This window comes from Enterobacter sp. Ap-1006, assembly GCF_011752835.1.
Classification (GTDB): domain Bacteria; phylum Pseudomonadota; class Gammaproteobacteria; order Enterobacterales; family Enterobacteriaceae; genus Cedecea.
This window is the reverse complement of the sequence record NZ_VWWU01000002.1, coordinates 142,147-165,972: the sequence shown is the minus strand read 5'-3', so window position 1 is coordinate 165,972 and position 23,826 is coordinate 142,147. Positions and strand designations below refer to the sequence as shown.

Annotated in this window: 16 protein-coding genes and 1 other RNA gene; 14 read left to right on the top strand and 3 right to left on the bottom strand. The window is 53.9% G+C overall.

Features of this window, described 5'->3' with window-relative positions; translation table 11 throughout:
- Positions 1–5 precede the first annotated feature (5 nt).
- Positions 6–908, top strand: a complete 903-nt coding sequence (locus F3J28_RS08100; protein ID WP_166874811.1) for an alpha/beta hydrolase — start codon at positions 6–8, stop codon at positions 906–908.
- Here F3J28_RS08100 and rprA read toward each other — a convergent pair.
- Together rprA and ydiK are read right to left on the bottom strand one after the other, a co-directional pair.
- Positions 905–1,011: antisense sRNA RprA (rprA, locus tag F3J28_RS08095), an RNA gene on the bottom strand. The genes F3J28_RS08100 and rprA overlap by 4 nt on opposite strands.
- 877 nt (positions 1,012–1,888) lie before the next feature.
- A complete protein-coding gene (gene ydiK / locus F3J28_RS08090; protein WP_166874809.1) occupies positions 1,889–3,007 on the bottom strand; it encodes an AI-2E family transporter YdiK in 1,119 nt (372 codons plus the stop codon).
- A 203-nt stretch (positions 3,008–3,210) separates the two neighbouring features.
- Between ydiK and ydiJ the strand changes: the two genes are divergently transcribed.
- The 7 genes from ydiJ (at position 3,211) to F3J28_RS08055 (ending at position 15,274) form a co-directional block, all read left to right on the top strand.
- Entirely contained in the window at positions 3,211–6,267 is a 3,057-nt protein-coding gene (ydiJ, locus tag F3J28_RS08085; RefSeq protein ID WP_166874806.1) for a D-2-hydroxyglutarate dehydrogenase YdiJ, read from the top strand.
- Positions 6,264–6,674: a 1,4-dihydroxy-2-naphthoyl-CoA hydrolase gene (menI, locus tag F3J28_RS08080; protein ID WP_008456522.1), complete on the top strand. Its 411-nt coding sequence runs from the start codon at positions 6,264–6,266 to the stop codon at positions 6,672–6,674. Before ydiJ ends, menI begins: the two co-directional genes overlap by 4 nt.
- 207 nt (positions 6,675–6,881) lie before the next feature.
- Positions 6,882–10,406 (top strand): type I restriction-modification system endonuclease, encoded by a 3,525-nt coding sequence (gene hsdR, locus F3J28_RS08075; RefSeq protein WP_166874803.1) that lies wholly within the window; start codon positions 6,882–6,884, stop codon positions 10,404–10,406.
- A gap of 78 nt (positions 10,407–10,484) precedes the next feature.
- On the top strand, positions 10,485–12,101 hold the full coding sequence (locus F3J28_RS08070) for a class I SAM-dependent DNA methyltransferase (protein ID WP_166874800.1): 1,617 nt from the start codon (positions 10,485–10,487) through the stop codon (positions 12,099–12,101).
- A complete protein-coding gene (locus F3J28_RS08065; RefSeq protein ID WP_166874797.1) occupies positions 12,101–13,408 on the top strand; it encodes a restriction endonuclease subunit S in 1,308 nt (435 codons plus the stop codon). Before F3J28_RS08070 ends, F3J28_RS08065 begins: the two co-directional genes overlap by 1 nt.
- Complete coding sequence (locus F3J28_RS08060) at positions 13,409–14,452, top strand: restriction endonuclease (RefSeq protein WP_166874794.1); 1,044 nt, start codon at positions 13,409–13,411, stop codon at positions 14,450–14,452. It begins immediately after the preceding gene.
- Positions 14,453–14,695: 243 nt separating this feature from the next.
- The gene (locus F3J28_RS08055; protein WP_166874791.1) at positions 14,696–15,274 is read left to right on the top strand and encodes a hypothetical protein; all 579 of its coding nucleotides are present in this window, start codon (positions 14,696–14,698) and stop codon (positions 15,272–15,274) included.
- A gap of 37 nt (positions 15,275–15,311) precedes the next feature.
- On the opposite strand, the gene F3J28_RS08050 is transcribed toward F3J28_RS08055, so the two are convergent.
- On the bottom strand, positions 15,312–16,952 hold the full coding sequence (locus tag F3J28_RS08050; RefSeq protein ID WP_166874788.1) for an ABC1 kinase family protein: 1,641 nt from the start codon (positions 16,950–16,952) through the stop codon (positions 15,312–15,314).
- Positions 16,953–17,444: 492 nt separating this feature from the next.
- Between F3J28_RS08050 and F3J28_RS08045 the strand changes: the two genes are divergently transcribed.
- From F3J28_RS08045 to sufS, 6 genes are all read left to right on the top strand, one after another.
- Positions 17,445–18,290 carry a YadA C-terminal domain-containing protein gene (locus F3J28_RS08045; protein ID WP_008456516.1) on the top strand — a complete coding sequence of 282 codons (846 nt, stop codon included), beginning with the start codon at positions 17,445–17,447 and terminating at the stop codon, positions 18,288–18,290.
- 437 nt (positions 18,291–18,727) lie between these two features.
- Positions 18,728–19,096: a Fe-S cluster assembly scaffold SufA gene (sufA, locus tag F3J28_RS08040; RefSeq protein ID WP_039292468.1), complete on the top strand. Its 369-nt coding sequence runs from the start codon at positions 18,728–18,730 to the stop codon at positions 19,094–19,096.
- A gap of 8 nt (positions 19,097–19,104) precedes the next feature.
- Positions 19,105–20,586, top strand: coding sequence for a Fe-S cluster assembly protein SufB (sufB, locus tag F3J28_RS08035; RefSeq protein ID WP_008456512.1), 1,482 nt, complete (start codon positions 19,105–19,107; stop codon positions 20,584–20,586).
- 16 nt (positions 20,587–20,602) lie between these two features.
- Complete coding sequence (gene sufC, locus F3J28_RS08030) at positions 20,603–21,349, top strand: Fe-S cluster assembly ATPase SufC (RefSeq protein ID WP_008456510.1); 747 nt, start codon at positions 20,603–20,605, stop codon at positions 21,347–21,349.
- Complete coding sequence (sufD, locus tag F3J28_RS08025; protein ID WP_166874787.1) at positions 21,324–22,604, top strand: Fe-S cluster assembly protein SufD; 1,281 nt, start codon at positions 21,324–21,326, stop codon at positions 22,602–22,604. Before sufC ends, sufD begins: the two co-directional genes overlap by 26 nt.
- Positions 22,601–23,821, top strand: coding sequence for a cysteine desulfurase SufS (gene sufS / locus F3J28_RS08020; RefSeq protein ID WP_166874784.1), 1,221 nt, complete (start codon positions 22,601–22,603; stop codon positions 23,819–23,821). Before sufD ends, sufS begins: the two co-directional genes overlap by 4 nt.
- Positions 23,822–23,826: the final 5 nt, after the last annotated feature.

The window sequence follows — 23,826 nt, the reverse complement described above, 5'->3', positions numbered from 1 at the left end:
AACTTTTGCGCTATCTGCTTATGGCGCTTATCGCACTCGCTGCTCCCTCGGGGGCAGCGGTCATTGAGGATAAGCCCTACACGCTGGCGAATACGCTGGTACACAGTCTGCATTCGCCGGAAAACGGTGAGTATAAAATTATGGTTTCCTGGCCTGAAGGCGAAGCTCCGTCAGAAGGCTGGCCGGTGGTTTACCTTCTGGACGGTGAGTCCGTCTTCCCCGGTGCGGTGTCGCTGATGCAGCGCCTGACCTGTGAGCGTTGCCCGTTGACGCCGGGCGTGGTGGTGGCGATTGACTACCCGGAAAACAGCCGCCGGGAGCGGGATTATCGACCTGCGGTAGAACAAGTGGTGCTGGAGCCGAATCCGGCAGGGGGCACTTATCCGCCTGGTGCACCCGGAGAGGCGCAGAAATTCTGGCAGTTTATTGACGCTGAACTCCGGCCCTGGGTCGAAAAGCAGTGGAGAATCAATCCGCAGCGGCAGGCGCTTTTTGGGCACTCCTATGGCGGCCTGTTCACCACCTGGCTGTTTATGACCTCGCCGGGCGCTTTCCAGCATTATTACGCCTCAAGCCCATCGGTGTGGTGGAACGACCGTTATCTGCTGCGAATGGCGCAAAACTGGCGGCCTGATAAGGGAAATGCTCAGCTCTCGCTCTCCGTGGGGAGTTATGAACAGTCGCTGCAGCCGCAGGAGGCCAGGCTGTCGGAAGAGAAGCGCGCCACGCTATTAAAACATCGTGGGCAGCGAGCGATGGTAGACGGGAACCGCGACATGGCTAATGCCCTGATAGCTAACGCCCCGACCCGGGTCGATTTTACGCTGGTAGAAGGGCAGAGCCACCTGACCGTTGCCCCGTTGGTTCTGCATGGGGCGCTTATCAATCACTTTGCGAAATCAGAATAAAAAAAAGCCCATCATCAAGATGGGCAAAGACTACACACAGCAATTCGTTGTTTCACTCAGGGGATTTCGATGTTTATAAATCAACGTGTTGATTCATAACCGTGAGTAAAATAGTAGGCATCTCACTAAGTGGCGTCACTCAGATTCGTCTCAATCGTTAACAGAAGGTAAATAACTTGAGGCAGCATAGCCCGGAATGGGGGCTTCAATGGCCGGAATAGCGAAGGGAAAATGCGTTATTGATTAGATTTATTAACCATTTGCGTTAAGTCACTGCTTTAGGAGCGAGTTATCGCATGGTCACATTATGCTAGCTGGATTAGGCTCCGTTCACCTCAAGTACGAATTTATATGCCATCACAGAGAGAGTGAACGGCTCGGGGGAGTCACCGTCACTCCCCCGAGACCCCGGACTCCCGGCGAAATAAATCGACCGCGTGAGCGGCAGACCTCCGTTTTATCTCCCAGTCCTGGGTCGGCTGAGATGTGTTCCCGACGCTCTCAGCCACAACGTCTCTGCTTCTTTTACCCTCACCCTAACCCTCTCCCTGGAAGGGAGAGGGAATAAACAATGTTTCCCGTGGATTTTGTTTTCTCCCTCGCCCCTTTGGGGAGAGGGCTGGGGTGAGGGGAGATTTGTTCCCGGCTCTCATCGCCCCCGATTATGACCCAACTCAGGCGGGGTTGAGCTGTCGGGAACAGCGAAAGAGAGCGATCGTCGGGAACGCATCGCGAACGACCCCGAATGTTTGGGTGATAGCCGGTGGGTTTACCGCTTCAGCGGCGATGAGCTCGCCGGGCGCCGGGGGTTGTCAGGGGGCATGGCGTAATGCCACCTGACACGTTCACGGTTTACGGTCGTCGCATAGAGAACTGAGCTTGTGGTGAACGGAAAACCTGGGGCTGATAAATACCATCGCCAGACAGTGGCAAAAGGAGATGTTGGCCAAAAAACACCCCAACCCCTCCCAAACCTTTATTTATTTCTTCACATTCAGCGTCTCCTGCTCCTCAAGCAGTTCGACCACCTCTTGTGGATCGTCCTGCGGGGCAGGCGCCTCGTGCATCCAGACCGAAATCAGGCGATAAGAAACCGCCAGCAGCACCGGGCCGATAAACAGGCCAATCATCCCGAAGGCAATCAAGCCGCCGATAACACCGGAAAGAATCAGAATCATCGGCAAGTCCGCGCCCATGCGAATAAGCACCGGGCGAATCACGTTATCCATGGTGCCAACGACACAGCTCCATACCAGCAGCACCGTCCCCCAGGTGGTATCGCCGCTCCAGTACAGCCAGATAATGGCGGGCACCAGAATCACCAGCGGGCCAAGCTGAATCAGGCAGCTAAGCACCATCAGCACCGTAAGCAGCGCGGCGTAAGGAATGCCGGACACCGCCAGGCCAATCCCGCCCAGCACGCCCTGTGCTAGCGCGGTGACAACCACGCCCAGCGCTACGGCGCGAATCGCCTGGCCGGCCAGCAGTACGGCGGCATCACCGCGTTTGTCCGCGAGGCGGAAGGCGAAGTGACGAATGCCGTTCCCCAGCGTCTCACCTTTGGCATACAGCAGCACGCTGAACAGCAGCATCAGGCCGAGATGCACCAGCAGGGTACCTATGTGTACAGCCTGGCCAAGGAACCAACTGGTCGTGGTGCCAATATAGGGCCGGACTTTTTCCATAATCGCGCTGCCGCCGCTGCTCACCAGCGTGTTCCAGCCGCTGTAAAGTTTATCGCCGATAAGCGGGATGCTGTGCAGCCATTCGAAGGCGGGCAGCGCCATGTGCCCTTTGGTCGCCCAGTTAATCACCGGGCCGCTGTTGTCCACCAGGCTGTTCACTAACATCGCGACCGGAATGACAAACAGCATCAGCAGGAGCAGCGTCATCACCAGTACCGCAAGGGAGCGTTTGCCCCACAGCAGCTTTTGCAATTTGATGAGCAGCGGCCAGGTCGCAATGACGATGGTTCCGGCCCAGGCGAAGCCCAAAACAAACGGGCGGACAATCCACAGACAGGCGAGAATCATCACCGAAATAAACAGCACGGACAGCAGGATCTGCAGCAGATCCTTTGGCTGACTGACTTTGATCATAGGAAGAATCACCTCAATAAAATGCACCCGCGCTAAATTCGCATGGCGATAATTTAATGATGATGTATTTCCTCGATTTTTGACAGGTGCATTTCACATCGCGTTATCTGAAATAACAGCCGCAAATCGCGACGGAATATGATAAAAACAAAACAGACACGCAAACGATAACTCTTACTAAGCAACACAGGGTCGACCCGTCAATGATCCCACAAATTTCTCAGGCACCTGGCGTCGTTCAGCTGGTGCTCAGCTATTTAGCATCACTGGAGCAACAGGGCTTTACCGGCGATACCGCCACCAGCTACGCAGACCGCCTGACCATGGCGACCGACAACAGTATTTACCAACTGCTACCGGATGCGGTGCTTTTCCCTCGTTCGACCGCCGACGTCACGCTGATTACCCGCGTGGCCTCCGAAGAGCGCTTTAAATCCCTGGTGTTTACCCCGCGCGGCGGCGGCACCGGCACCAACGGGCAGTCGCTGAACGGCGGCATCGTGGTGGACATGTCCCGCTATATGCATCGCATCATTGAAATCAACCCGGAACAAGGTTGGGTGCGAGTGGAAGCCGGCGTGATTAAAGACCAGCTCAATCAGTTCCTGAAGCCGCACGGCTACTTCTTTGCCCCGGAATTGTCGACCAGTAACCGCGCCACCCTGGGCGGGATGATCAACACCGATGCCTCCGGCCAGGGATCGCTGGTGTACGGTAAAACCTCCGATCATGTGCTGGGCGTGCGCGCCGTGCTGATGGACGGTGAAATTCTGGACACGTACCAGATGGCAACCGGGCTTGCCGAAGAGCTGGGCCGCGAAGAGACATCGAGCGGTAAAATCTACCGTACCGTGCTTGAACGCTGCCGCCAGCAGCGTGAGCTGATTATCGATAAATTCCCCAAACTAAACCGCTTTCTTACCGGCTATGACCTGCGCCACGTCTTTAATGACGATCTGAGCAAGTTCGATTTAACCCGCATTCTTACCGGCTCCGAGGGGACGCTGGCCTTTATCACCGAGGCGAAGCTGGATATCACCCGCTTGCCGAAGGTGCGCCGGCTGGTGAACGTCAAGTATGACTCCTTCGATTCAGCCCTGCGTAACGCGCCCTTTATGGTGGATGCCCGGGCGCTGTCGGTGGAAACCGTCGACTCCAAAGTCCTGAACCTGGCGCGGGAAGATATCGTCTGGCACTCGGTCAGCGAATTGATCACCGACGTGCCGAACAAAGAGATGCTCGGGCTGAACATCGTTGAGTTTGCCGGGGACGACCAGGCACTGATCGACGGCCAGGTCACTGAGCTATGTGCTCGCCTCGATGCGCTAATAGCCGCAGGCGAGGGTGGGGTGATTGGCTGGCAGGTTTGTGACGAGCTGGCCGGTATCGAAAAAATCTACGGCATGCGGAAAAAAGCCGTTGGCCTGCTGGGGAACGCCAAAGGCCAGGCTAAACCGATTCCGTTTGCCGAAGACACCTGCGTGCCGCCGCAGCATCTGGCGGACTACATTGTTGAATTCCGCGCTCTGCTGGACAGCCACAACCTGAGCTACGGGATGTTTGGTCACGTTGATGCAGGCGTGTTGCACGTTCGCCCTGCGCTGGATATGTGCGATCCGCAGCAGGAAATGCTGATGAAAAGCATCTCCGACGACGTGGTGGCGCTGACGGCAAAATACGGCGGTCTGCTGTGGGGCGAACATGGCAAAGGGTTCCGCGCCGAGTACAGCCCGGCCTTCTTCGGTGAAACGTTGTATGAAGAACTGCGCCGGATTAAAGCCGCGTTTGACCCGGCTAACCGGCTGAACCCCGGGAAGATTTGCCCACCGCTCGGCGTGGACGACCCGATGATGCAGGTCGATGCCGTTAAGCGTGGGACGTTTGACCGGCAAATCCCGATTGCGGTACGCACCTCCTGGCGCGGCGCGATGGAGTGCAACGGCAATGGCCTGTGCTTTAACTTCGACGTGAAAAGCCCGATGTGCCCGTCGATGAAAATCTCCAGCAACCGTATCCACTCCCCGAAAGGGCGAGCCACGCTGACCCGTGAATGGCTGCGGCTGCTGGCCGAGCGAGGCGTTGACCCGCTGCAGCTTGAGAAACAGCTGCCGGAGCAGCGCGCCAGCCTGCGAGGCCTTATCGAGCGTACCCGCAACTCGTGGCACGCCAGCAAGGGCGAATACGATTTTTCCCACGAAGTGAAAGAGGCGATGTCCGGCTGCCTGGCCTGTAAAGCCTGCTCGACCCAATGCCCAATTAAAATCGACGTGCCGGAGTTCCGCTCTCGCTTCCTGCAGCTTTACCACACGCGCTATCTGCGCCCGCTGCGCGATCACGTTGTGGCCTCCGTGGAGAGCTACGCGCCGCTGATGGCGCGCGCGCCAAAAACCTTCAACTTCTTTATGAGCCAGCCGTGGGTCCAGAGTTTGTCCCGCAGGCACATCGGCATGGTTGACCTGCCTATGCTGTCCACGCCGACGCTGCAGCAGCAGTTGGTCGGGCACCGCTCAGCCAACGTCACGCTGGAAGAGCTGGAGCATTACTCAGATGAGCAGCGCGCCAAAACCGTGCTGGTGGTGCAGGACCCGTTCACCAGCTATTACGATGCTCAGGTGGTGGCTGATTTTATTAAGCTTGCAGATAAGCTAGGCTTTGAACCTGTGGTGCTGCCGTTCTCACCGAACGGTAAGGCTCAGCACATTAAAGGGTTCCTGCAGCGTTTTGCGCGTACGGCGAGTAAAACGTCTGAGTTCCTGAACCGCATTGCGAAACTGGGTATGCCGATGGTCGGCGTCGATCCGGCGCTGGTCCTGTGCTACCGCGATGAATATAAACAGACATTAGGCGAAGAACGCGGTGATTTTCAGGTGCAGCTGGTGCACGAATGGCTCCAGACTGCGCTGAAAGAACGGGAAGTGCAGGGCGCGGGAGGGGAAGCATGGTACCTCTTTGGCCACTGTACCGAAGTAACGGCGTTGCCGGCGACACCGAATCAGTGGGCCGGTATTTTTGCTCGTTTTGGCGCGAAGCTCGAGAGCGTGAGCGTTGGCTGCTGCGGCATGGCTGGCACTTACGGTCACGAGGTAAAGAATCTCGCCAATTCATTGGGCATCTATGAACTCTCCTGGCATCAGGCGATGCAGCGCCTGCCCCGCAACCGCTGTCTGGCAACCGGCTACTCCTGCCGCAGCCAGGTTAAGCGCGTTGAGGGCAACGGCGTGCGGCATCCATTACAGGCTCTTCTGGAGATTATCGGATGATTTGGCGACGTGAAGCCACGCTTGCCGCGCTCAATAAAATGGGCGCGAACAATATGGTCGGCCATGTAGGCATTGAATTTACGCGTTTTGACGACAACGAAATTGAGGCCACCATGCCGGTGGATGAGCGCACCCGGCAGCCGTTTGGCCTGCTGCACGGCGGCGCGTCGGTGGTGCTGGCGGAAACGCTGGGTTCCGTGGCGGGCTACCTGTGCACCGAAGGCGACCAGAAGGTGGTTGGGCTGGAAGTGAACGCCAACCATATCCGCTCGGCGCGAGAAGGCGTGGTGCGCGGCGTTTGTCGCGCGGTGCACGCGGGGCGTCGTCATCAGGTGTGGCAAATTGATATCTACGATCAGCAAGACCAGCTGTGCTGTACCTCCCGCCTGACCACGGCGGTGGTGTAGTATCGTTGTAATAACTACCTGATTTTGCAGTTAATAAGTAAGCCATTATCGGCTATCATATGTGAATAATGGTTTACTTAATTCAAACTTGATATTTGGCAGGTAAGTTCTCTTTTCTTAACCGTATGATCTTCCCAGCATTCTTCAAGTTTCTGTCTTTTATACCGATAATGTAATGATCTCGCCTGCTATCAAGGGAGCCTCGTTTTGACATCCGTATCCAACGTTACGTCAGCCAATTTTGCCTTTCTTGCAGAGCACGATCCTTTATTTGTGCAAATAGCCTCTGCGGCAGAAACCATTTTTCCAAACGATCCTAATACCACGCTAATCAAATTACGCCAGCTAGGTGAAGCGTTGGCCCAACATATCGCGGCTTTGGTCGGGGTTGAGTTTGACCAGCAGACAACGCAGGCAGAGCTTATTTTTCGCTTGCAGCGGGAATTAAAACTGGAGCCAGTGGTAAAGGATTTATTCCACACGCTGCGGGTGGAGGGGAATAAAGCGACGCATCAGTTCAGGACTCAACATAGAGAGGCTCTGGATGGGTTAAAAGTAGCGCGAGCGTTGGCAATATGGTTTCACCAGTCTTTTGGGCAGCAAGGTACGGCATTTAAACCTGGTCCTTTTATTGCGCCCAAAGATCCTAGTCTCCAGCTAAGGCAACTTCAGTCAGAAATTGAAAATCTCAAAAGCGAGCTAAATGCAGCCAGCGTTCACCTCGACTCCAGCCAGCAGCTTCAGGAACTGTTGGCAAAAGAGAAGGCGGAATATGAAGCGCTGGCTTATGAGATGGACGAAGAATCCAGGTCTCTGGCACAAGAAGCAAAAGTGCAGGAAATAAAACTGGAGCAGCTCCGTCAGGATTATGAGGCGAAACTTAAAGCTCTTCAGGCTCAGCTCATCGCCCAGGACGAAAAACAGGCCACGGCTCAAAAACAGCAGTTTGCGCAGAAAACAAGACGTGCCAGTAAGTATATTGTCCTTAACGAAGAGCTTACGCGTATCCTTATCGATCAGAAACTGGCTGAGGCAGGCTGGTTGGCGGACAGTAAAGAGATGACGTGGGCAAAAGGTTGCCGTCCGGAAAAGAACACGAATAAAGCGATTGCCGAGTGGCCAACTGAACATAAAGGCATCAAAGGCCGCGCGGACTATGTTTTATTTTACGGGCTGACGCCAGTTGCCGTTGTTGAAGCAAAACGAGAAAACGAAAACGTTGCCGGTAAAATTCCGCAGGCCGAACGCTACAGTAAAGGTTTTAAACTTAGTGGTCCGATGATTGGTGCCTGGGAACTGGCCGGACGAAGCGTGGCCTGGGCTGATGAATCTGACGGGCATTACCTTGTCCCGTTTGTCTATTCCTGCAATGGCAGGCCTTGGGTACCACAACTAGCAGAGCAATCCGGTACATGGTTCAGGGACGTTCGTGAACATCAAAACCTTCGCCGGGCGCTCCAGCAATTCCACACGCCAGAAGGGCTGTTCGATAAACTTAAACGCAGTAAAGAAGAGTCAGAGCAGCGTCTTGAGCAAGAGAGCTTTGGCTATTTACGGCTACGTGACTACCAGCAAAAAGCGATTCTTGCTGTTGAGGGTACGCTGGCGCAGAACATTCGCACGGCGCTGCTGGCGATGGCAACCGGAACCGGTAAGACGCGCACCATCATCGGCTTGATTTACCGCTTTCTGAAAACTGAACGCTTCAACCGCATTTTGTTCCTTGTGGACCGAACTGCGCTGGGAACTCAGGCGACGGATGACTTCAAAGAAGCGCCGCTTGAGCAAAACCTGACGCTGGCCCAAACCTACAATATTGCCGAAATGGCCGATATGGCCCCGGAAGTGGAAACCCGGGTACAGGTCGCGACCGTGCAGGCGATGGTCAGCAGGGTCTTTGCTTCAGATGACCCACCGCCAGTCGATCAATATGATTGCATCATTGTGGATGAGGCCCACCGAGGCTATACCCTCGATCAGGAGATGACCGAAGGCGAGCTCGCCACACGCGAGGTTAAGCAATATCTCTCCAGCTATCGCCGCGTCCTTGATTACTTTGACTCCGTCAAAATTGCGCTGACGGCAACGCCTGCAAAGCATACCAGCGAGATTTTTGGCAGGCCGGTTTATGTCTATTCCTACCGTGAAGCCGTCGCCGATGATTGGCTTATCGACCATGAGCCGCCGATCCGCTATCAAACCCTGCTGACGCAAAACGGGATTCATTTTGAACGTGGCAGCCAGGTTCATGCCGTGAATACGCATACCGGAGAAGTCGAGCTGGATGAGCTGGACGATGAACTCGATTTTGAGGTGGATGCTTTTAACCGCCAGGTGATCAGTGAAAACTTTAACCGGGTAATTTGCCAGCAGCTTGCCCAGGAGCTTGATCCCTTTGGGGAAGAGAAAACGCTTATTTTCTGCGTGACGGATAAACATGCGGACATGGTAAAACGCCTGCTCGATGAGGCTTTCCTGGCGCAATACGAAAACTACAATCAGGCAGCGGTTGAAAAAATCACCGGTAAAAGTGACAAAGTCGACACGCTTATTAGCCTCTATAAAAACGAGCGCTATCCCAATATCGCGATTACTGTCGATCTGTTAACAACGGGTATTGATGTTCCGAAAATAAGCAATCTGGTATTTATGCGCCGGGTTAAGTCGCGCATTTTATATGAGCAAATGAAAGGCAGGGCAACGCGCCGCTGCGATGATATCGGCAAAACGGTATTTCGTATTTACGATCCGGTTGATCTCTACGAAACGCTTGCCGACATTGACACCATGAAACCGCTGGTGAAAAACCCGGATATCACGCTGGAACAGCTGGTGGACGAATTGACCGATCCGGACACGCTTGAGCAGGCGCTGAACCAGCCGGGAGACGAAACGGGTGCCACTCAGGCAGATGTGGTGCTCAGCCAGCTTAGCCAGAAGCTGATGCGCGTTCTGCGTAAGGCCGAAAAGAAAGCCGAAACCAATCCACAGTTAAAAGAGAAACTGGATGAGCTGCATGAGCTTTGGGGCATCGAGCCTAAAGTACTGCATCAGCATTTGCATACCATTGGCGCGCGCCAGGCCGCAGAGTTTCTGCGTAAAAATAGCGGCCTGCTGGCTCAGCTTTATGAGGTAAAAGAGATTGCCGGTACCTTCTGGCGTCCGGTGATTTCTGAGCATTACGATGAGATGCGCGAGCGCAGCCAAAGCTATGGCGTTCACGCCGAGCCAGAGGACTATCTGGATAGCTTCAGTGAGTTTATCCGCCAGCAGATAAACAAGTCGGCGGCGCTTTCGGTAGTCGTCAACCGCCCGCGCGATCTTACCCGCCAGCAGCTGAAGGAGATCCGCCTGCTGCTGGATGACGCGGGCTATAGCGAAGTTAAACTTCGCACGGCGGTACGCAACCAGACTAACCAGGATATTGCCGCCAGCATTATTGGTCACATCCGCCGCGCAGCGCTGGGTGAGCCATTGGTGCCTTTTGAACAGCGCGTTGCGCAGGCGATGAACGTTATCTACTCCAGCCATGCCTGGACGGTACCACAGCGTAAATGGCTGGAAAGGCTGGCAAAACAACTGGTCCATGAAGTGATTATCGACAAACAGTTCGTCAACCAGTGCTTTGCCGATGACGGTGGAGCGAAACAGCTGAACAAAACTTTATCAGACAGGCTCGACAGCGTGCTCGATGCACTAAACGAGGTAATATGGCCGCCCAAAAGCGCCTGACTCTGCTAAACTCCGGCCCCATTATTTCCATTCATCAGCCGCCTTTTGCCTATACAGAGGGCGGTTTCAGGACGAAAAATGAGCAATAACGATATCGTACAAAAGCTTTGGAACCTCTGTGACGTGCTGCGCGATGACGGCATCAACTACAGCGATTACGTCGGCGAGCTGGTGATGCTGCTGTTTATCAAGATGGTGCATGAAAATACCGAAGCGGAAACTCTGGACAAGCATATCCTGCCGGAGGGCTGCCGCTGGACCGATCTGAACGCGAAGTCCGGTCTGGTGTTGCTGAACGACTATAAGCAGATGCTGTTCAGCCTTTCCACCGGGAAAGATGCTGAAGGCCATAAAGTTCATGACGATAAGCTCATCAGCGCTATCTATGCCGATGCGCAAACTCGCCTGCGCGAGCCGCGCCACCTGGAACAGATGATCCGTACCCTCGACCAGATCGACTGGTTCAGCGCCCAGAAAGATGGCCTGGGCGATCTCTACGAAGGGTTACTGGAGAAAAACGCCGGGGAAACCAAGTCCGGTGCAGGGCAGTACTTTACCCCACGCGCGCTGATTAACAGCATGGTGCGCTGCATCAAGCCCCGGCCAGGAGAAGTGATTCAGGATCCGGCGGCCGGTACGGCGGGTTTTCTGATTGCGGCCCACGAATATATCAAGCGCATCACCGACGATCTCTATACGTTATCCCTTAAAGAGCGAGCATTCCAGAAGAACCAGGCCTTTGTCGGCATAGAACTGGTGCCGTCCACTCGTCGCCTGGCGCTGATGAACTGCCTGCTGCACGGGATGGAAGGGGATGAAGAGGGCGTGGTGCACCAGGGCAACGCTCTGGGCATGGCGGGGCTTCATCTGGCACGGGCCGATATCATTCTTGCCAACCCGCCGTTTGGCACCTCTAAAGGCGGCGAGGCGAGTATTACCCGTGATGACCTCACCCATAAAACCAGCAACAAGCAGCTGGCGTTCTTACAGCATATCTACCGTAACCTGAAGCCTGGCGGGCGCGCCGCCGTGGTGCTGCCGGATAACGTGCTGTTTGAGGCGGGCGTCGGCACCAGCGTGCGCCGTGACCTGATGAACAAATGCAACCTGCACACAATTCTGCGCCTGCCGACCGGGATCTTTTATGCCCAGGGCGTGAAGACCAACGTGCTGTTCTTCACCAAAGGCAGCGCCACCGATAAGTTCCAGGACGAAAACTGTACTAAAAACGTCTGGGTTTACGATCTACGCACCAATATGCCGAGCTTCGGCAAGCGCACGCCGTTTACCGAAAGTCACCTGAAGCCGTTTGAAACCGTTTATGGAGAAGAGGCGAACGGGCAAAGCCCCCGTGAAGAGGGCGAGTGGAGCTTTAACGCCGCAGAGATTGACGCCCCCGACAGCGCAGAAAACCAGGACGTTGCCGACAGGCTGATCACCAGCCGCTGGCGCGTCTTTAGCCGCGACTGGATCCGCGACACTAAAGGCGATTCGCTGGATATCTCTTGGCTTAAAGACAACTGCAGCGTGGACGCCGCCAGCCTGCCGGAGCCGTCCGTGCTGGCCGGGGAAGCGATGAGCGAGCTGGTGCAGGCCCTGGGCGAGCTGGATACCCTGATGCGCGACCTGGGCGCGGGCGACGAGGCCGATGCCCAGAAGGTGCTACTGGATGCGCTGCTGGGGGAAGGGAAGTGATGGGTAAGGTGTTAGAGGGATTGCCGGAGGGTTGGGTTCATACAACTCTGGGAGAAATAGTTGAACTTAAATATGGAAAATCTCTTCCAACACAGTCAAGGGATGGTGGGATCTATCCGGTATATGGTTCTAATGGTGTTGTTGGCGGGCATTCAGCCCCACTTGTTACCTCTACGGGATTGATTGTAGGGCGTAAAGGATCTTATGGTGAAGTGAATATATCGCACCTTCCATTTTTTCCTATCGACACTACATATTTTGTTGATGAGTTTTACGATCAGCCAGCTAATTACTGGTTCTATCAACTAAAACACCTTCCTCTAGATCAACTGAATCGTTCTACCGCCATTCCTGGGTTAAATAGAGATGATGCCTATGCCCAAGAAATATTATTTCCTTCAATAAATGAACAGAAAAAAATCGTTGAAAAGCTCGATTTACTTTTAGCGCCAGTCGAAAGTATCAAAACCCGACTCGATAACGTTTTTGCTATCCTGAAACTCTTTCGTCAGGCGGTGCTAAGTGCGGCTTTAAGTGGTTCTTTAACCCATGTAAACAAACTTAAAGTTCAAAAGTTGGGAACATTAGTTGAAATTATATCTGGAATAGCATTTAAAAAATCGCAGTATAGTTCTGAAGGAAGTAAACTGATGCAGATTACTAATGTTGGGTATGGTGAGACTCGTTGGGATAAGAGAACATGTATTGATTTTTCTTTAGCTGATGAATATTGCGACTATTCACTTTTGGCTGATGATATCGTTCTTGCACTTAATAGACCGATTACTAATAACTTACTGAAAGTTGCATTGATTACATTGGAGGATCTACCTTCAACCTTATACCAAAGGGTAGCAAGATTGAGAGTTCTAGATACAAGTGGAAATGATATTTTCCCTCAGTATATATATTTTATTATGCAATCAAATGAATTCAAGAAAGTTGTTGAGGACAATCTTCAAGGTTCAGATCAACCCTATTTAAATACATCTGTACTTCCTGGTTTTGATATTGTATTTCCAGATTTAGATGAACAAAAAAAGATCATTGTTCACATCGAAAAACTCTTTGGCTGGGCCGACAATATCGAAAAACAGGTGGCGGAGGCGCAAAAGCGGGTTAACAACCTTACCCAGTCGATTCTTGCCAAAGCATTTCGCGGCGAGCTGACCGAACAATGGCGTAAGGACAACCCGGAGCTTATCAGCGGGGAAAACAGCGCGGCGGCGTTGCTGGAGCGTATTAAAGCGGAGCGGCAGGTAACCACGCCGAAACGCAAAACAAAAGCCAAAAAGCAGGGGGCATAAATGGCTGTATGGTTAGTCAGAGCTGGCTCACAGGGGCAGTACGAGCAGAAATTTCTTCAGGATGGGCGGATCTGGCTTACCTGGGATGGGTTAAATCACGCGCTGGATGACATCCGCAATCGTGAGGGGCTGATTACGCTGCTTGGCTCGCTGTACCCGGACGCAAAGCCCAAAGCGCTGGTTAACCATGCCAGCCAGATATGGCCGTTCGGCCACGCCATGGAGCCGGGCGACAGGGTGATCCTGCCGTCCAAGACTCAGCCGGTGATCTATACCGGTAAAATTACTACCGGCTACAGGCACGACGCCGAAGGGAACAACCCTTTTTACCACTGGCACGGCGTTGAGTGGCAAAAAGAGCCGGTGCCCCGGGCGCACTTCTCCCAGGATCTGCTCTACAGTTTTGGTGCCTTTATGACCATCTGCCGTATCACGCGCAATAACGCCGAGGCGCGTTTACAGCAGATGGAGCAAAATGGCTGGCAGGCGGAGAGTAAAAAGCAGATTGTGGCCAGTCAGCCCGTGACTGTGGAAGACGATGAAGCTGTAGATGAACAGGCAGACTCAGACATCGAAGAACTCGGCCATACCCAGATCGTTAAGCTGATTGAAGCCAGGTTCAAAGGCCATAACCTTACCCGGCTGGTCACCGCTATTCTCGAAGCGCAGGGATTCACCTGCTGGCAAAGCCCGGAAGGGGCCGACGGTGGGGTAGATATTCTGGCCGGTGACGGCCCGATGGAGTTTGGCACCCAGAGGATCTGCGTTGAAGTGAAATCGGGAGATGGTTTAATCGACAGGCCGAGCGTGGACAAATTGATGGGCGCGATGACCAAATTTAACGCTTCGCAGGGGCTGTTTATTTCCTGGGGTGGCTTCCGTCAGAATGTGCAAAAGGAGCTGGCGTCCAGCTTTTTCCGCATGCGCCTGTGGACTCAGCAGGATCTGCTGGAACAGTTGTTCCTGCATTACGACAAACTGGATGCTTCGCTGAAGGCCGAGCTGCCTCTGAAGCAGATCTGGACGGTAGCTGACGTCGAATAGCCATACCCACAGCCGCATTAGTAGCCCGGCATTGATTGCTTTGAGTTCATGCGGCAAATTTCCGCTCAGCATCATCCCTGGTTTGCTGCTGCTGACTGGGCTCATATATGGCGTGGATGTGGAACCGGCGGTTATGGGGTGCCGTGGCATTTCATGTCGGGCTGAATATCATCCATTTATTGATGTTTATCGTGCTGGTACTGAAGCATAATTAAACGATTACTTTGACAAAAAGTAGGAAAAATGAATTTAAGAATTTTAACAGCAGCCATGCTTATTCCATTGTCAGCCACGGCGGCGCTTTCGCCAGTAGAGAAAGTCGAGGCACCCGGTGGGAAGATGGTCTATTACATCCAGGGGGATGCTGAGACAAAAGGCACTGAGGATTATGTCGGCGGTGAACAAATAACTGCCCAAAATACGATATCCGGCAAGCAGGAGATTCTGCTGACGGCTGCATCTGATGCCGATCCGAAGAAGACCCTGTATGGCTTTAGCCGATTGAAACTTTCGCAGGATGCCAAAACGCTCTATTTTGAAACGGCGGCCTGGGCTACATCGGCGGCTATCCACGCGCTGGATATTGCCAGCCACCATCAGCGCTATGTCACTGATGGGAGCCTTATCTGCATTGTGGCTAGCGGTAAATATCAAGGCAACCTTATCGTGCAGCAGCATCGATATTTTGTTCAGGGGGGAGCATATGACTATCTCTATCTCTTCGATAATACGGGTAAGAAGATTGGGCTGGTTGCCGGGGATAATGTCACCCAGGAGCAGGTGTCAGACTTTTGCGAGTCGCTGAACGGGAGTGAATCCTGACGCCCACTGAGCAGAAGGGGCTAAGTGGGCATTCAGCTCACTGCCTTAACAACCGAATAACCAGCCATGCGCTTCCCGCAATAGCACACAACAAGCCGAGTACAGGGAAAAATGGGATGCCAAACAGCGTCCAGTTCAACCCGAGCAGCCATGGAGCTATCGCGATTGTCAGGGCGGCTAAAACAATGGCGAGCGCCAGAGTAGAGGCCGCTCGCTCCAGCGACTTTCCGAGCTGGTTAATATTCTCTACGTTAATGTCCGCGTGCAGCTTACCGTGACGAAGCCTTTGCATCACCAGACGTAGGGTCTGCGGCAGCGAATCACCTCCCTCCAGAAGCTGGTTGCCGAGTTTAAGCAGGCGTCTGCGGCTCCCGAGGCGGGTATAGCGTTTTAACAGCTCCCGCTTAATCACCGGGCGAAGAATGCGAATAATGTCGAACTGCGGATCCATTCTCAGCAATACGCCGTCCGCGGTGATCAACGCCTTAAACAATAAAACCAAATCCGGCGGCAGCGCCAGCTGGAATTCCCGGACGGTGGAAAGCATATCGGTCAGCGCTTTTCCCAGCTGTAGCGGGATATTGCCCTGTTTTTGCAGAAAATAGCTGGCTGCAAGTTCCAGTTCGGTAAGATCTACGGTCTCCTGGCCACTCCAGGCGATGAGGGCATCGACAATCCCGCTGGCGTCACGCTCGCTGATGGCATAAATCAGCGACAGCAGCTCGTCGCGTCGCGCCTGGCTCAGGCTTCCCACCATGCCGAAATCAATGAAGCCGACCCGGTTGCCCGCCAGGGCCATGACGTTGCCGGGATGCGGATCTGCGTGGTAAGTCCGTAGGTCAAAGAGCATATTGATAAATGCTGTCGCGCCTTTACGCGCCAACAAGGGGCCATCAAACCCGTCGGCGGCAAGCTGTTGGCCGTCAACCGGCGCCACGCCGGGCAAAAATGCCTGTACCATCAGCGTAGGGTGGCACCAGTCCCAATAAATCCTGGGGATGACGACGTCGTCGTTGTCGGCGAAAAACTGATAAATCTTTTCCCCGTTGGCTGCTTCATGGCAAAAATCCAGTTCCTGATTCAGGGCGTTTTCCAGATAACGCACCAGCATCACCGGCTGAAAGCGAGCCAGCCCCGCGCTCTGCTGCTCCAGACTTTCCGCCAGGTAACGGAGTAAACGCAGGTCGGCCTTGAGGGTTGTTTCAATCCCGGGGCGCTGAATTTTGACGATAACCTCGTCGCCGTTTTTTAGCCTGGCCCGGTGAATTTGTGCTATCGAGCCACTGGCGAGCGGGTTTTCATCAAAGGTAGCGAAAACCTCCGCAGGCGAAGCCCCAAGCGTCGCCACGACGAAGGGCTCAAGCTTTGGCCAGGGCAGAGGGCTGGCGCTCGAATTCAACTGGCTAAGCGCTTCCGTCCAGGCGGGTTCAAGCAGGTCGCTACGGGTCGAGAGGATTTGCCCGAGCTTAACGAACGTCGGGCCCAGTTCTTCCAGCGCCGCGCACAGGCGCTGCGGCATCGGTAAAGCATCGTGTTGGCTGCCGCCACGTATTTTGTCATGCAGCGAGGCCAGGCCCAGCAAACGCACAATGTCCTGCAATCCATAGCGAAGGAAAACGCCGGTGATTTCCTGCAGCCTCACGCGATCGCGGGCGGTGACCATAATCATTTTTAGCATTGGACAAGCTCCCTTTTTTCTTAACAGGAGGATAGTCGATAAATCGGAATATTTTCACGCCATTCTTATCTCAGGGCAGAGGGTTAGCCTGTCGCATACAGGCTGCGGGAAATTTGACGTTAAAGCGATGGAAGGTAATGAGAGTCGTCAATAAAAGCTAACTGATCTTCATCTCATCTATTTATCTTGTTTTTTTTGTTATGTGTATGGTTTTCTCTTATTGCTAAATCTGATTTTTATTATCGATTTTTTACCACTTTTGCCCGAGGTGAATTCTGAAAGTCTGGTGGTTTTTGATGTGTTTGTTTATGTATAATTTGTTATTTTTTTGTTTTTATTGTTTTAAAAACAATGAGTTAATTTTATTTTTTATGGCTAAGAATATTCACTTCAGGCTATTTTTATCATTATTTCTGTGTTGCCTTGTTAATTCTATTTATGAATAATTTCTCCGCACAGTAATGGTTTAATTATAATAATGGAGTAATTTTAATGAATAATAAGTCTTTGTTGGCTTTTCTTGTTTCTGGATTATTAGTCACCCAGTCTGTCTCTGCTCTTGAATGGGGGGACTGGTCATCAGACGTGACTTCCAGTAACTCCCATGCTGATGCTGATAAAACCAATGGAAATTTCGGTGATATTAAAAATAACGTCGATACCATTGATTCAGCGCTGAATGAAAGCATTCAAAAACAGCAGACAGTCAATGACCAACAAAAAATGCTCAACGATCGGCAGAATGCCACCAACGTCAAGCAGGCCGAGTGGAATGAGAACCAGAACAGCGTAAATAGCCAGCAGAATGCGGTGAATCAACAGCAGTCTACGGTTAATGCGAACCAGGCTAACGTCAACAATCAGCAGGGGGCCATTAATCAGACCCAGGCAAATCTGAACAATCAGCAGGGGGCCATTAATCAGACTCAGGCAAATCTGAACAATCAGCAGGGGGCCATTAACCAGTCTCAGGCAAATCTGAATACGCAGCAGAATACCATTAACCAGAGTCAGGCCAGGAGCAATGCTCAGTTCCAGGACTCCATCACCCAGCTTAATGGCGATCTTAACCATCTCGGTAACCGCGTGGATAAACTGGATCACAAAATGAAGCGTGGGTTTGCCTCCCAGGCGGCGCTCTCAGGGCTTTTCCAGCCCTACAGCGTTGGCAAATTCAACCTTTCTGGCTCGCTAGGCGGGTATGAATCTACCAGCGCGATGGCCATTGGTAGCGGATATCGGTTCAATGAAAATGTCGCCGCAAAGGCCGGGATTTCAACCAATACCGAAGACTTCAAGGCCGTGACATACAATGCGGCAGTCAACTTTGAGTGGTAATGCAGCTCAACATAGCTAACTCAGTTCCCCTGGTTAACCTTATGCCCTGGTAACCAGGGGGCGAATTTTTCTGGACAGATACCTTAATCCCACTGCGACCGCACCTCTTCTTGTTCCCGTAAAACTGAAAATTACTGGTACTTTATGGCGCTAATTTCGCATTCAGTGCGCTTCCAATCACATAAATAGATATTTTCTATACATCTTTTGTCTTGCCCGGTTCAGGCGTTTTTCATCTTTGATATTTCCTTTTACACCAGTGGCTTAAACAGCTCTTTTCGCCATCGGCAAGAGTTTCATGACGGTCTATCCTTAGTAAAGACGCCCAAAAAACCAGCGTTTCGCGAATACCCCTGTTTTCATAACGTTGTATTGATAATTGTTATCATTAACATAAGGGTATCGGCCTTCGGGCGCAGAGAATAATGAGGTGAAGAATGGATGTGCAAACCGGTTCCTTTGATCCCAATGATTTTGCCTGGCAGGGGCTGACCCTGACCCCGGCCGCCAGCGCGCATATCCGCGATCTGGCCGCCAAACAACCCGAGCTTAAAGGCATCCGACTGAGTATCAAACAGACGGGCTGCGCTGGCTTTGGCTACGTGCTGGACACGGTCACCGAGCCGAAGCCGGACGATCTGGTCTATGAGTTTGACGGCGCGCGCCTGTGGGTGCCGCTCTCCGCCATGCCTTTTATCGACGGCACGGAAGTGGATTACGTGCGTGAAGGCCTGAATCAGATCTTTAAATTTAATAACCCGAAAGCGCAGCACGAATGCGGCTGCGGCGAAAGCTTTGGGGTATAGGCGGTACTATGTCTCGTAATACTGAAGCAACTGACGATGTCAAAACCTGGACCGGCAACCTCAATTATAAAGAGGGCTTTTTCACCGAGCTGCAGACTGAGCAGCTGGCGAAGGGCATAAATGAAGAGGTGGTTCGGGCAATCTCTGCCCGTCGTAACGAGCCCGAATGGATGCTGGAGTTTCGTCTCAACGCCTTCCATGCATGGTTGAAAATGGAAGAGCCGCACTGGCTGAAGGCGAATTACGACAAACTGAATTACCAGGATTACAGCTATTACTCTGCGCCATCCTGCGGGAGCTGCGACGACACCTGTGCGTCTCAGCCCGGAGCGGTGCAACAGCCACCTAATGCTTTCCTGACTAACGAAGTCGAAGACGCGTTTAAGCAGCTTGGTGTACCGGTGCGCGAAGGTAGCGAAGTGGCGGTTGACGCCATTTTTGACTCCGTGTCTGTGGCAACCACTTACCGCGAAAAACTCTCCGAGCAGGGCATTATCTTCTGCTCCTTCGGCGAGGCGATTCACGATTACCCGGAACTGGTCAAAAAATACCTGGGTACCGTGGTGCCGTCTAACGATAACTTCTTCGCCGCGCTTAACGCCGCGGTGGCCTCTGACGGCACCTTTATTTACATCCCGAAAGGCGTGCGCTGCCCGATGGAGCTGTCCACCTATTTCCGTATCAACGCGGAAAAAACCGGTCAGTTCGAGCGCACTATTTTAGTGGCGGATGAAGGCAGCTATGTGAGCTACATCGAGGGCTGTTCTGCACCAGTGCGCGACAGCTACCAGCTCCACGCCGCCGTAGTGGAAGTGATTATTCACCGCGATGCGGAAGTGAAGTACTCCACGGTGCAAAACTGGTTCCCGGGGGATAACAACACCGGCGGCATCCTGAACTTCGTCACCAAGCGCGCCCTGTGCGAAGGTGAGAATAGCAAGATGTCCTGGACACAGTCAGAAACCGGCTCTGCCATCACCTGGAAGTACCCGAGCGTGATCCTGCGTGGCGATAACTCCATCGGCGAGTTCTTCTCCGTGGCGCTGACCTCCGGCCATCAGCAGGCGGACACCGGCACCAAAATGATCCACATCGGCAAGAACACCAAATCGACGATCATCTCGAAAGGGATCTCCGCCGGTCATAGCCAGAATAGCTACCGCGGACTGGTGAAAATCATGCCCACCGCGACCAACGCCCGTAACTTCACCCAGTGCGACTCGATGTTGATCGGGCCGGACAGCGGGGCGCACACCTTCCCGTACGTGGAGTGCCGCAACAACACGGCCCAGCTGGAGCACGAAGCCACCACGTCGCGCATTGGTGAAGATCAGCTGTTCTACTGCCTGCAGCGTGGCATCAGCGAAGATGACGCCATCTCGATGATCGTCAACGGGTTCTGCAAAGACGTGTTCTCAGAGTTACCGCTCGAATTCGCGGTGGAAGCACAAAAATTATTAGCCATCAGCCTCGAACACAGCGTCGGTTAAAGATTAAGGGAAAACTATGTTAAGCATTAAAGATTTACAGGTCAGCGTTGAGGATAAAGAGATCCTGCGTGGCTTAAACCTCGAAGTGAAGCCGGGCGAAGTTCACGCCATCATGGGGCCAAACGGCTCCGGGAAAAGTACCTTATCCGCCACGCTTGCCGGTCGTGAAGACTACGAAGTGACCGGGGGCTCGGTGCAGTTCAACGGCAAAGACCTGCTGGAACTGTCGCCGGAAGACCGCTCCGGCGAAGGTATTTTTATGGCCTTCCAGTACCCGGTGGAAATTCCCGGCGTCAGCAACCAGTTCTTCCTGCAAACCGCGCTGAATGCGGTGCGGGAATACCGGGGCCTTGAGTCGCTGGATCGCTTTGATTTTCAGGATCTGATGGAAGAGAAAATCAAGCTGCTGCAAATGCCGGAAGATTTACTCACCCGCTCGGTGAACGTCGGCTTCTCCGGCGGCGAGAAAAAGCGTAACGACATTCTGCAAATGGCGGTACTGGAGCCGGAGCTGTGCATTCTCGATGAAACCGACTCCGGGCTGGATATTGATGCCCTGAAGATTGTGGCCGAAGGCGTTAACTCGCTGCGTGACGGCAAGCGTTCATTTATCGTGGTCACTCACTACCAGCGTATCCTCGACTACATCAAGCCGGACTTTGTTCACGTGCTGTATCAGGGGCGCATCGTTAAATCTGGCGATTTCAGCCTGGTGAAACAACTGGAGGAGCAGGGTTATGGCTGGCTTACCGAACAGCAGTAACGGCAACGCGCTCCAGCAGTGGCATCATCTGTTTGAAGCTCAGGGCACGGGCCGCTCGCAGGTGGCCCAGCAGCACATGCAGCAGCTGTTGCGCCTGGGGTTACCGACACGCAAGCATGAAAACTGGAAATACACGCCGCTCGACGGGTTGCTGAACAACCAGTTTGTCTTTGCGCCTCAGTCGCCTTTAAGTGCGCAACAGCGTGACGAGCTTGCCCTGCCTGTAGACGCGCTGCGGCTGGTGTTTGTTGACGGGCATTTCAGCGCAGAACTGAGCGATGACATCGCCGACAGCGGTTTTGTGATCAGCATCGACGATAACCGCCAGACGCTGCCCGCGCCGGTTCAGGGCGAAGTGTTCCTGCACCTGACGGAAAGCCTGGCGGAGACCGTGACGCATATCCGCGTGGCACCTAACACGCGGCCTGAAAAAGCGCTGTTGCTGATGCACGTCACGCGCGGCAGCAAGGCGCAGGAGATGGCGACGGCGCATTACCGTCACCACCTGATCCTTGAGCAGGGCGCTCAGGCCACGGTGATGGAGCACTTCGTCAGCCTTGACGAGTCGGCGCATTTCACCGGCGCACGATTTACCGCCGAAGTGGCCGCCAACGCGCAGCTTAGCCACTACAAGCTGGCGTTTGAAAATGCCGCCAGCTACCACTTTGCGCACAACGATCTACTGATTGAGCAGGACTCGACGGTGAGCAGCCACAGCTTCCTGTTGGGGGCCGCAGTGCTGCGCCACAACACCAGCACGCAGCTTAACGGCGAGAACAACCAGCTGCACATCAACAGTCTGGCGCTGCCGGTAAATAACGAGGTGTGCGACACCCGAACCTGGCTTGAGCATAACAAGGGCTACTGCAACAGCCGCCAGCTGCATAAAACCATCGTGCGTGATAAAGGCCGGGCGGTGTTTAACGGCATGATCAAAGTGGCTCAGCACGCGATTAAAACCGACGGGCAGATGACCAACAATAACCTGTTGCTTGGCCGCCTGGCGGAGGTGGACACCAAGCCACAGCTGGAAATCTACGCCGATGACGTGAAGTGCAGCCATGGCGCAACCATTGGGCGCATTGATGACGAGCAGATGTTCTACCTGCGCTCCCGTGGTATCAGCGAACAGGCTGCTCAGCAGATGATAATCTTCGCCTTTGCCGCAGAGCTTACCGAAAGTATTCGCGACGAGGCCTTAAAACAGCAGGTGCTGGCACGTATCGCCCGGCGCTTTGCAGGGGGCGAGGCATGAGTTTTTCAATTGAGCAGGTCAGGGCTGATTTCCCGATTCTGAGCCGTGAGGTCAACGGCCAGCCGCTGGCCTATCTGGACAGCGCCGCCAGCGCGCAGAAACCACAGGCGGTGATTGACGCCGAGCTTGAGTTTTATCGCCATGGGTATGCCGCAGTGCACCGTGGCATTCATACTCTGAGCGCAGAAGCAACCACCCTGATGGAAAACGTGCGCAGTCAGGCGGCACGCTTTATCAACGCGGCAAAACCGGAAGAGATTGTCTTTGTGCGTGGCACCACCGAGGGGATAAACCTCGTGGCCAATAGCTGGGGCAGCGCCAACGTCCAGGCCGGGGATAACATCATCATCAGCGCCATGGAACACCACGCTAACATCGTGCCGTGGCAGATGCTGTGTGAGCGTACCGGTGCGGAGCTGCGCGTTATCCCGCTCAACCAGGACGGCACGCTGCAGCTCGATGTCTTCCCGACGCTGATTGACGAGCGCACAAAACTGTTGGCGATTGCCCACGTTTCTAACGTGCTCGGGACCGAAAATCCGGTGAAGGAGATGATCGCTACCGCGCATCAGGCGGGCGTCAAAGTGCTGGTGGACGGCGCACAAGCGGTGATGCACCACGTCACGGATGTGGCGGCGCTGGACTGCGATTTTTATCTTTTCTCCGGGCACAAGATTTACGGGCCAACGGGGATTGGCGTGTTGTATGTGAAAGAAAGCATTCTGCAGGATATGCCGCCATGGGAAGGCGGTGGGTCGATGATTGCTACCGTCAGCCTGACTGCAGGGACGACTTACGCCGCAGCCCCGTGGCGCTTTGAAGCCGGGACGCCAAACACGGCTGGCATTATCGGCCTTGGGGCAGCGTTGAGCTACGTTGAAGGGCTGGGCATGGAGGCGATTGGCGAGTATGAACGCAACCTGATGCGCTATGCTCAACACGCGCTGCAGGCCGTGCCCGACCTCACCGTATACGGCCCGGCAGAGCGCCGTGGTGTGTTGGCGTTTAATCTCGGGAAACATCATGCCTATGACGTCGGCAGCTTCCTCGACAACTACGGCATTGCGGTTCGCACCGGACACCATTGCGCCATGCCGCTGATGGCGTTCTACAGCGTCCCGGCCATGTGCCGCGCCTCCTTTGCCATGTACAATACCGAACAAGAAGTGGATCGCCTGGTCGCCGGACTGCAGCGTATCCACAGCCTGTTAGGATAACGGAG

Bases quoted from the DNA above. Each gene is read 5' to 3' on its own strand.
- F3J28_RS08060 (WP_166874794.1), top strand. From the start codon at position 13,409: ATGGCTGTATGGTTAGTCAGAGCTGGCTCACAGGGGCAGTACGAGCAG.
- F3J28_RS08050 (WP_166874788.1), bottom strand. From the start codon at position 16,952: ATGCTAAAAATGATTATGGTCACCGCCCGCGATCGCGTGAGGCTGCAG.
- F3J28_RS08045 (WP_008456516.1), top strand. From the start codon at position 17,445: ATGAATAATAAGTCTTTGTTGGCTTTTCTTGTTTCTGGATTATTAGTC.
- sufA (WP_039292468.1), top strand. From the start codon at position 18,728: ATGGATGTGCAAACCGGTTCCTTTGATCCCAATGATTTTGCCTGGCAG.
- sufS (WP_166874784.1), top strand. From the start codon at position 22,601: ATGAGTTTTTCAATTGAGCAGGTCAGGGCTGATTTCCCGATTCTGAGC.
- sufD (WP_166874787.1), top strand. From the start codon at position 21,324: ATGGCTGGCTTACCGAACAGCAGTAACGGCAACGCGCTCCAGCAGTGG.
- sufB (WP_008456512.1), top strand. From the start codon at position 19,105: ATGTCTCGTAATACTGAAGCAACTGACGATGTCAAAACCTGGACCGGC.
- F3J28_RS08065 (WP_166874797.1), top strand. From the start codon at position 12,101: ATGGGTAAGGTGTTAGAGGGATTGCCGGAGGGTTGGGTTCATACAACT.
- ydiK (WP_166874809.1), bottom strand. From the start codon at position 3,007: ATGATCAAAGTCAGTCAGCCAAAGGATCTGCTGCAGATCCTGCTGTCC.
- menI (WP_008456522.1), top strand. From the start codon at position 6,264: ATGATTTGGCGACGTGAAGCCACGCTTGCCGCGCTCAATAAAATGGGC.
- sufC (WP_008456510.1), top strand. From the start codon at position 20,603: ATGTTAAGCATTAAAGATTTACAGGTCAGCGTTGAGGATAAAGAGATC.
- F3J28_RS08055 (WP_166874791.1), top strand. From the start codon at position 14,696: ATGAATTTAAGAATTTTAACAGCAGCCATGCTTATTCCATTGTCAGCC.
- ydiJ (WP_166874806.1), top strand. From the start codon at position 3,211: ATGATCCCACAAATTTCTCAGGCACCTGGCGTCGTTCAGCTGGTGCTC.
- F3J28_RS08070 (WP_166874800.1), top strand. From the start codon at position 10,485: ATGAGCAATAACGATATCGTACAAAAGCTTTGGAACCTCTGTGACGTG.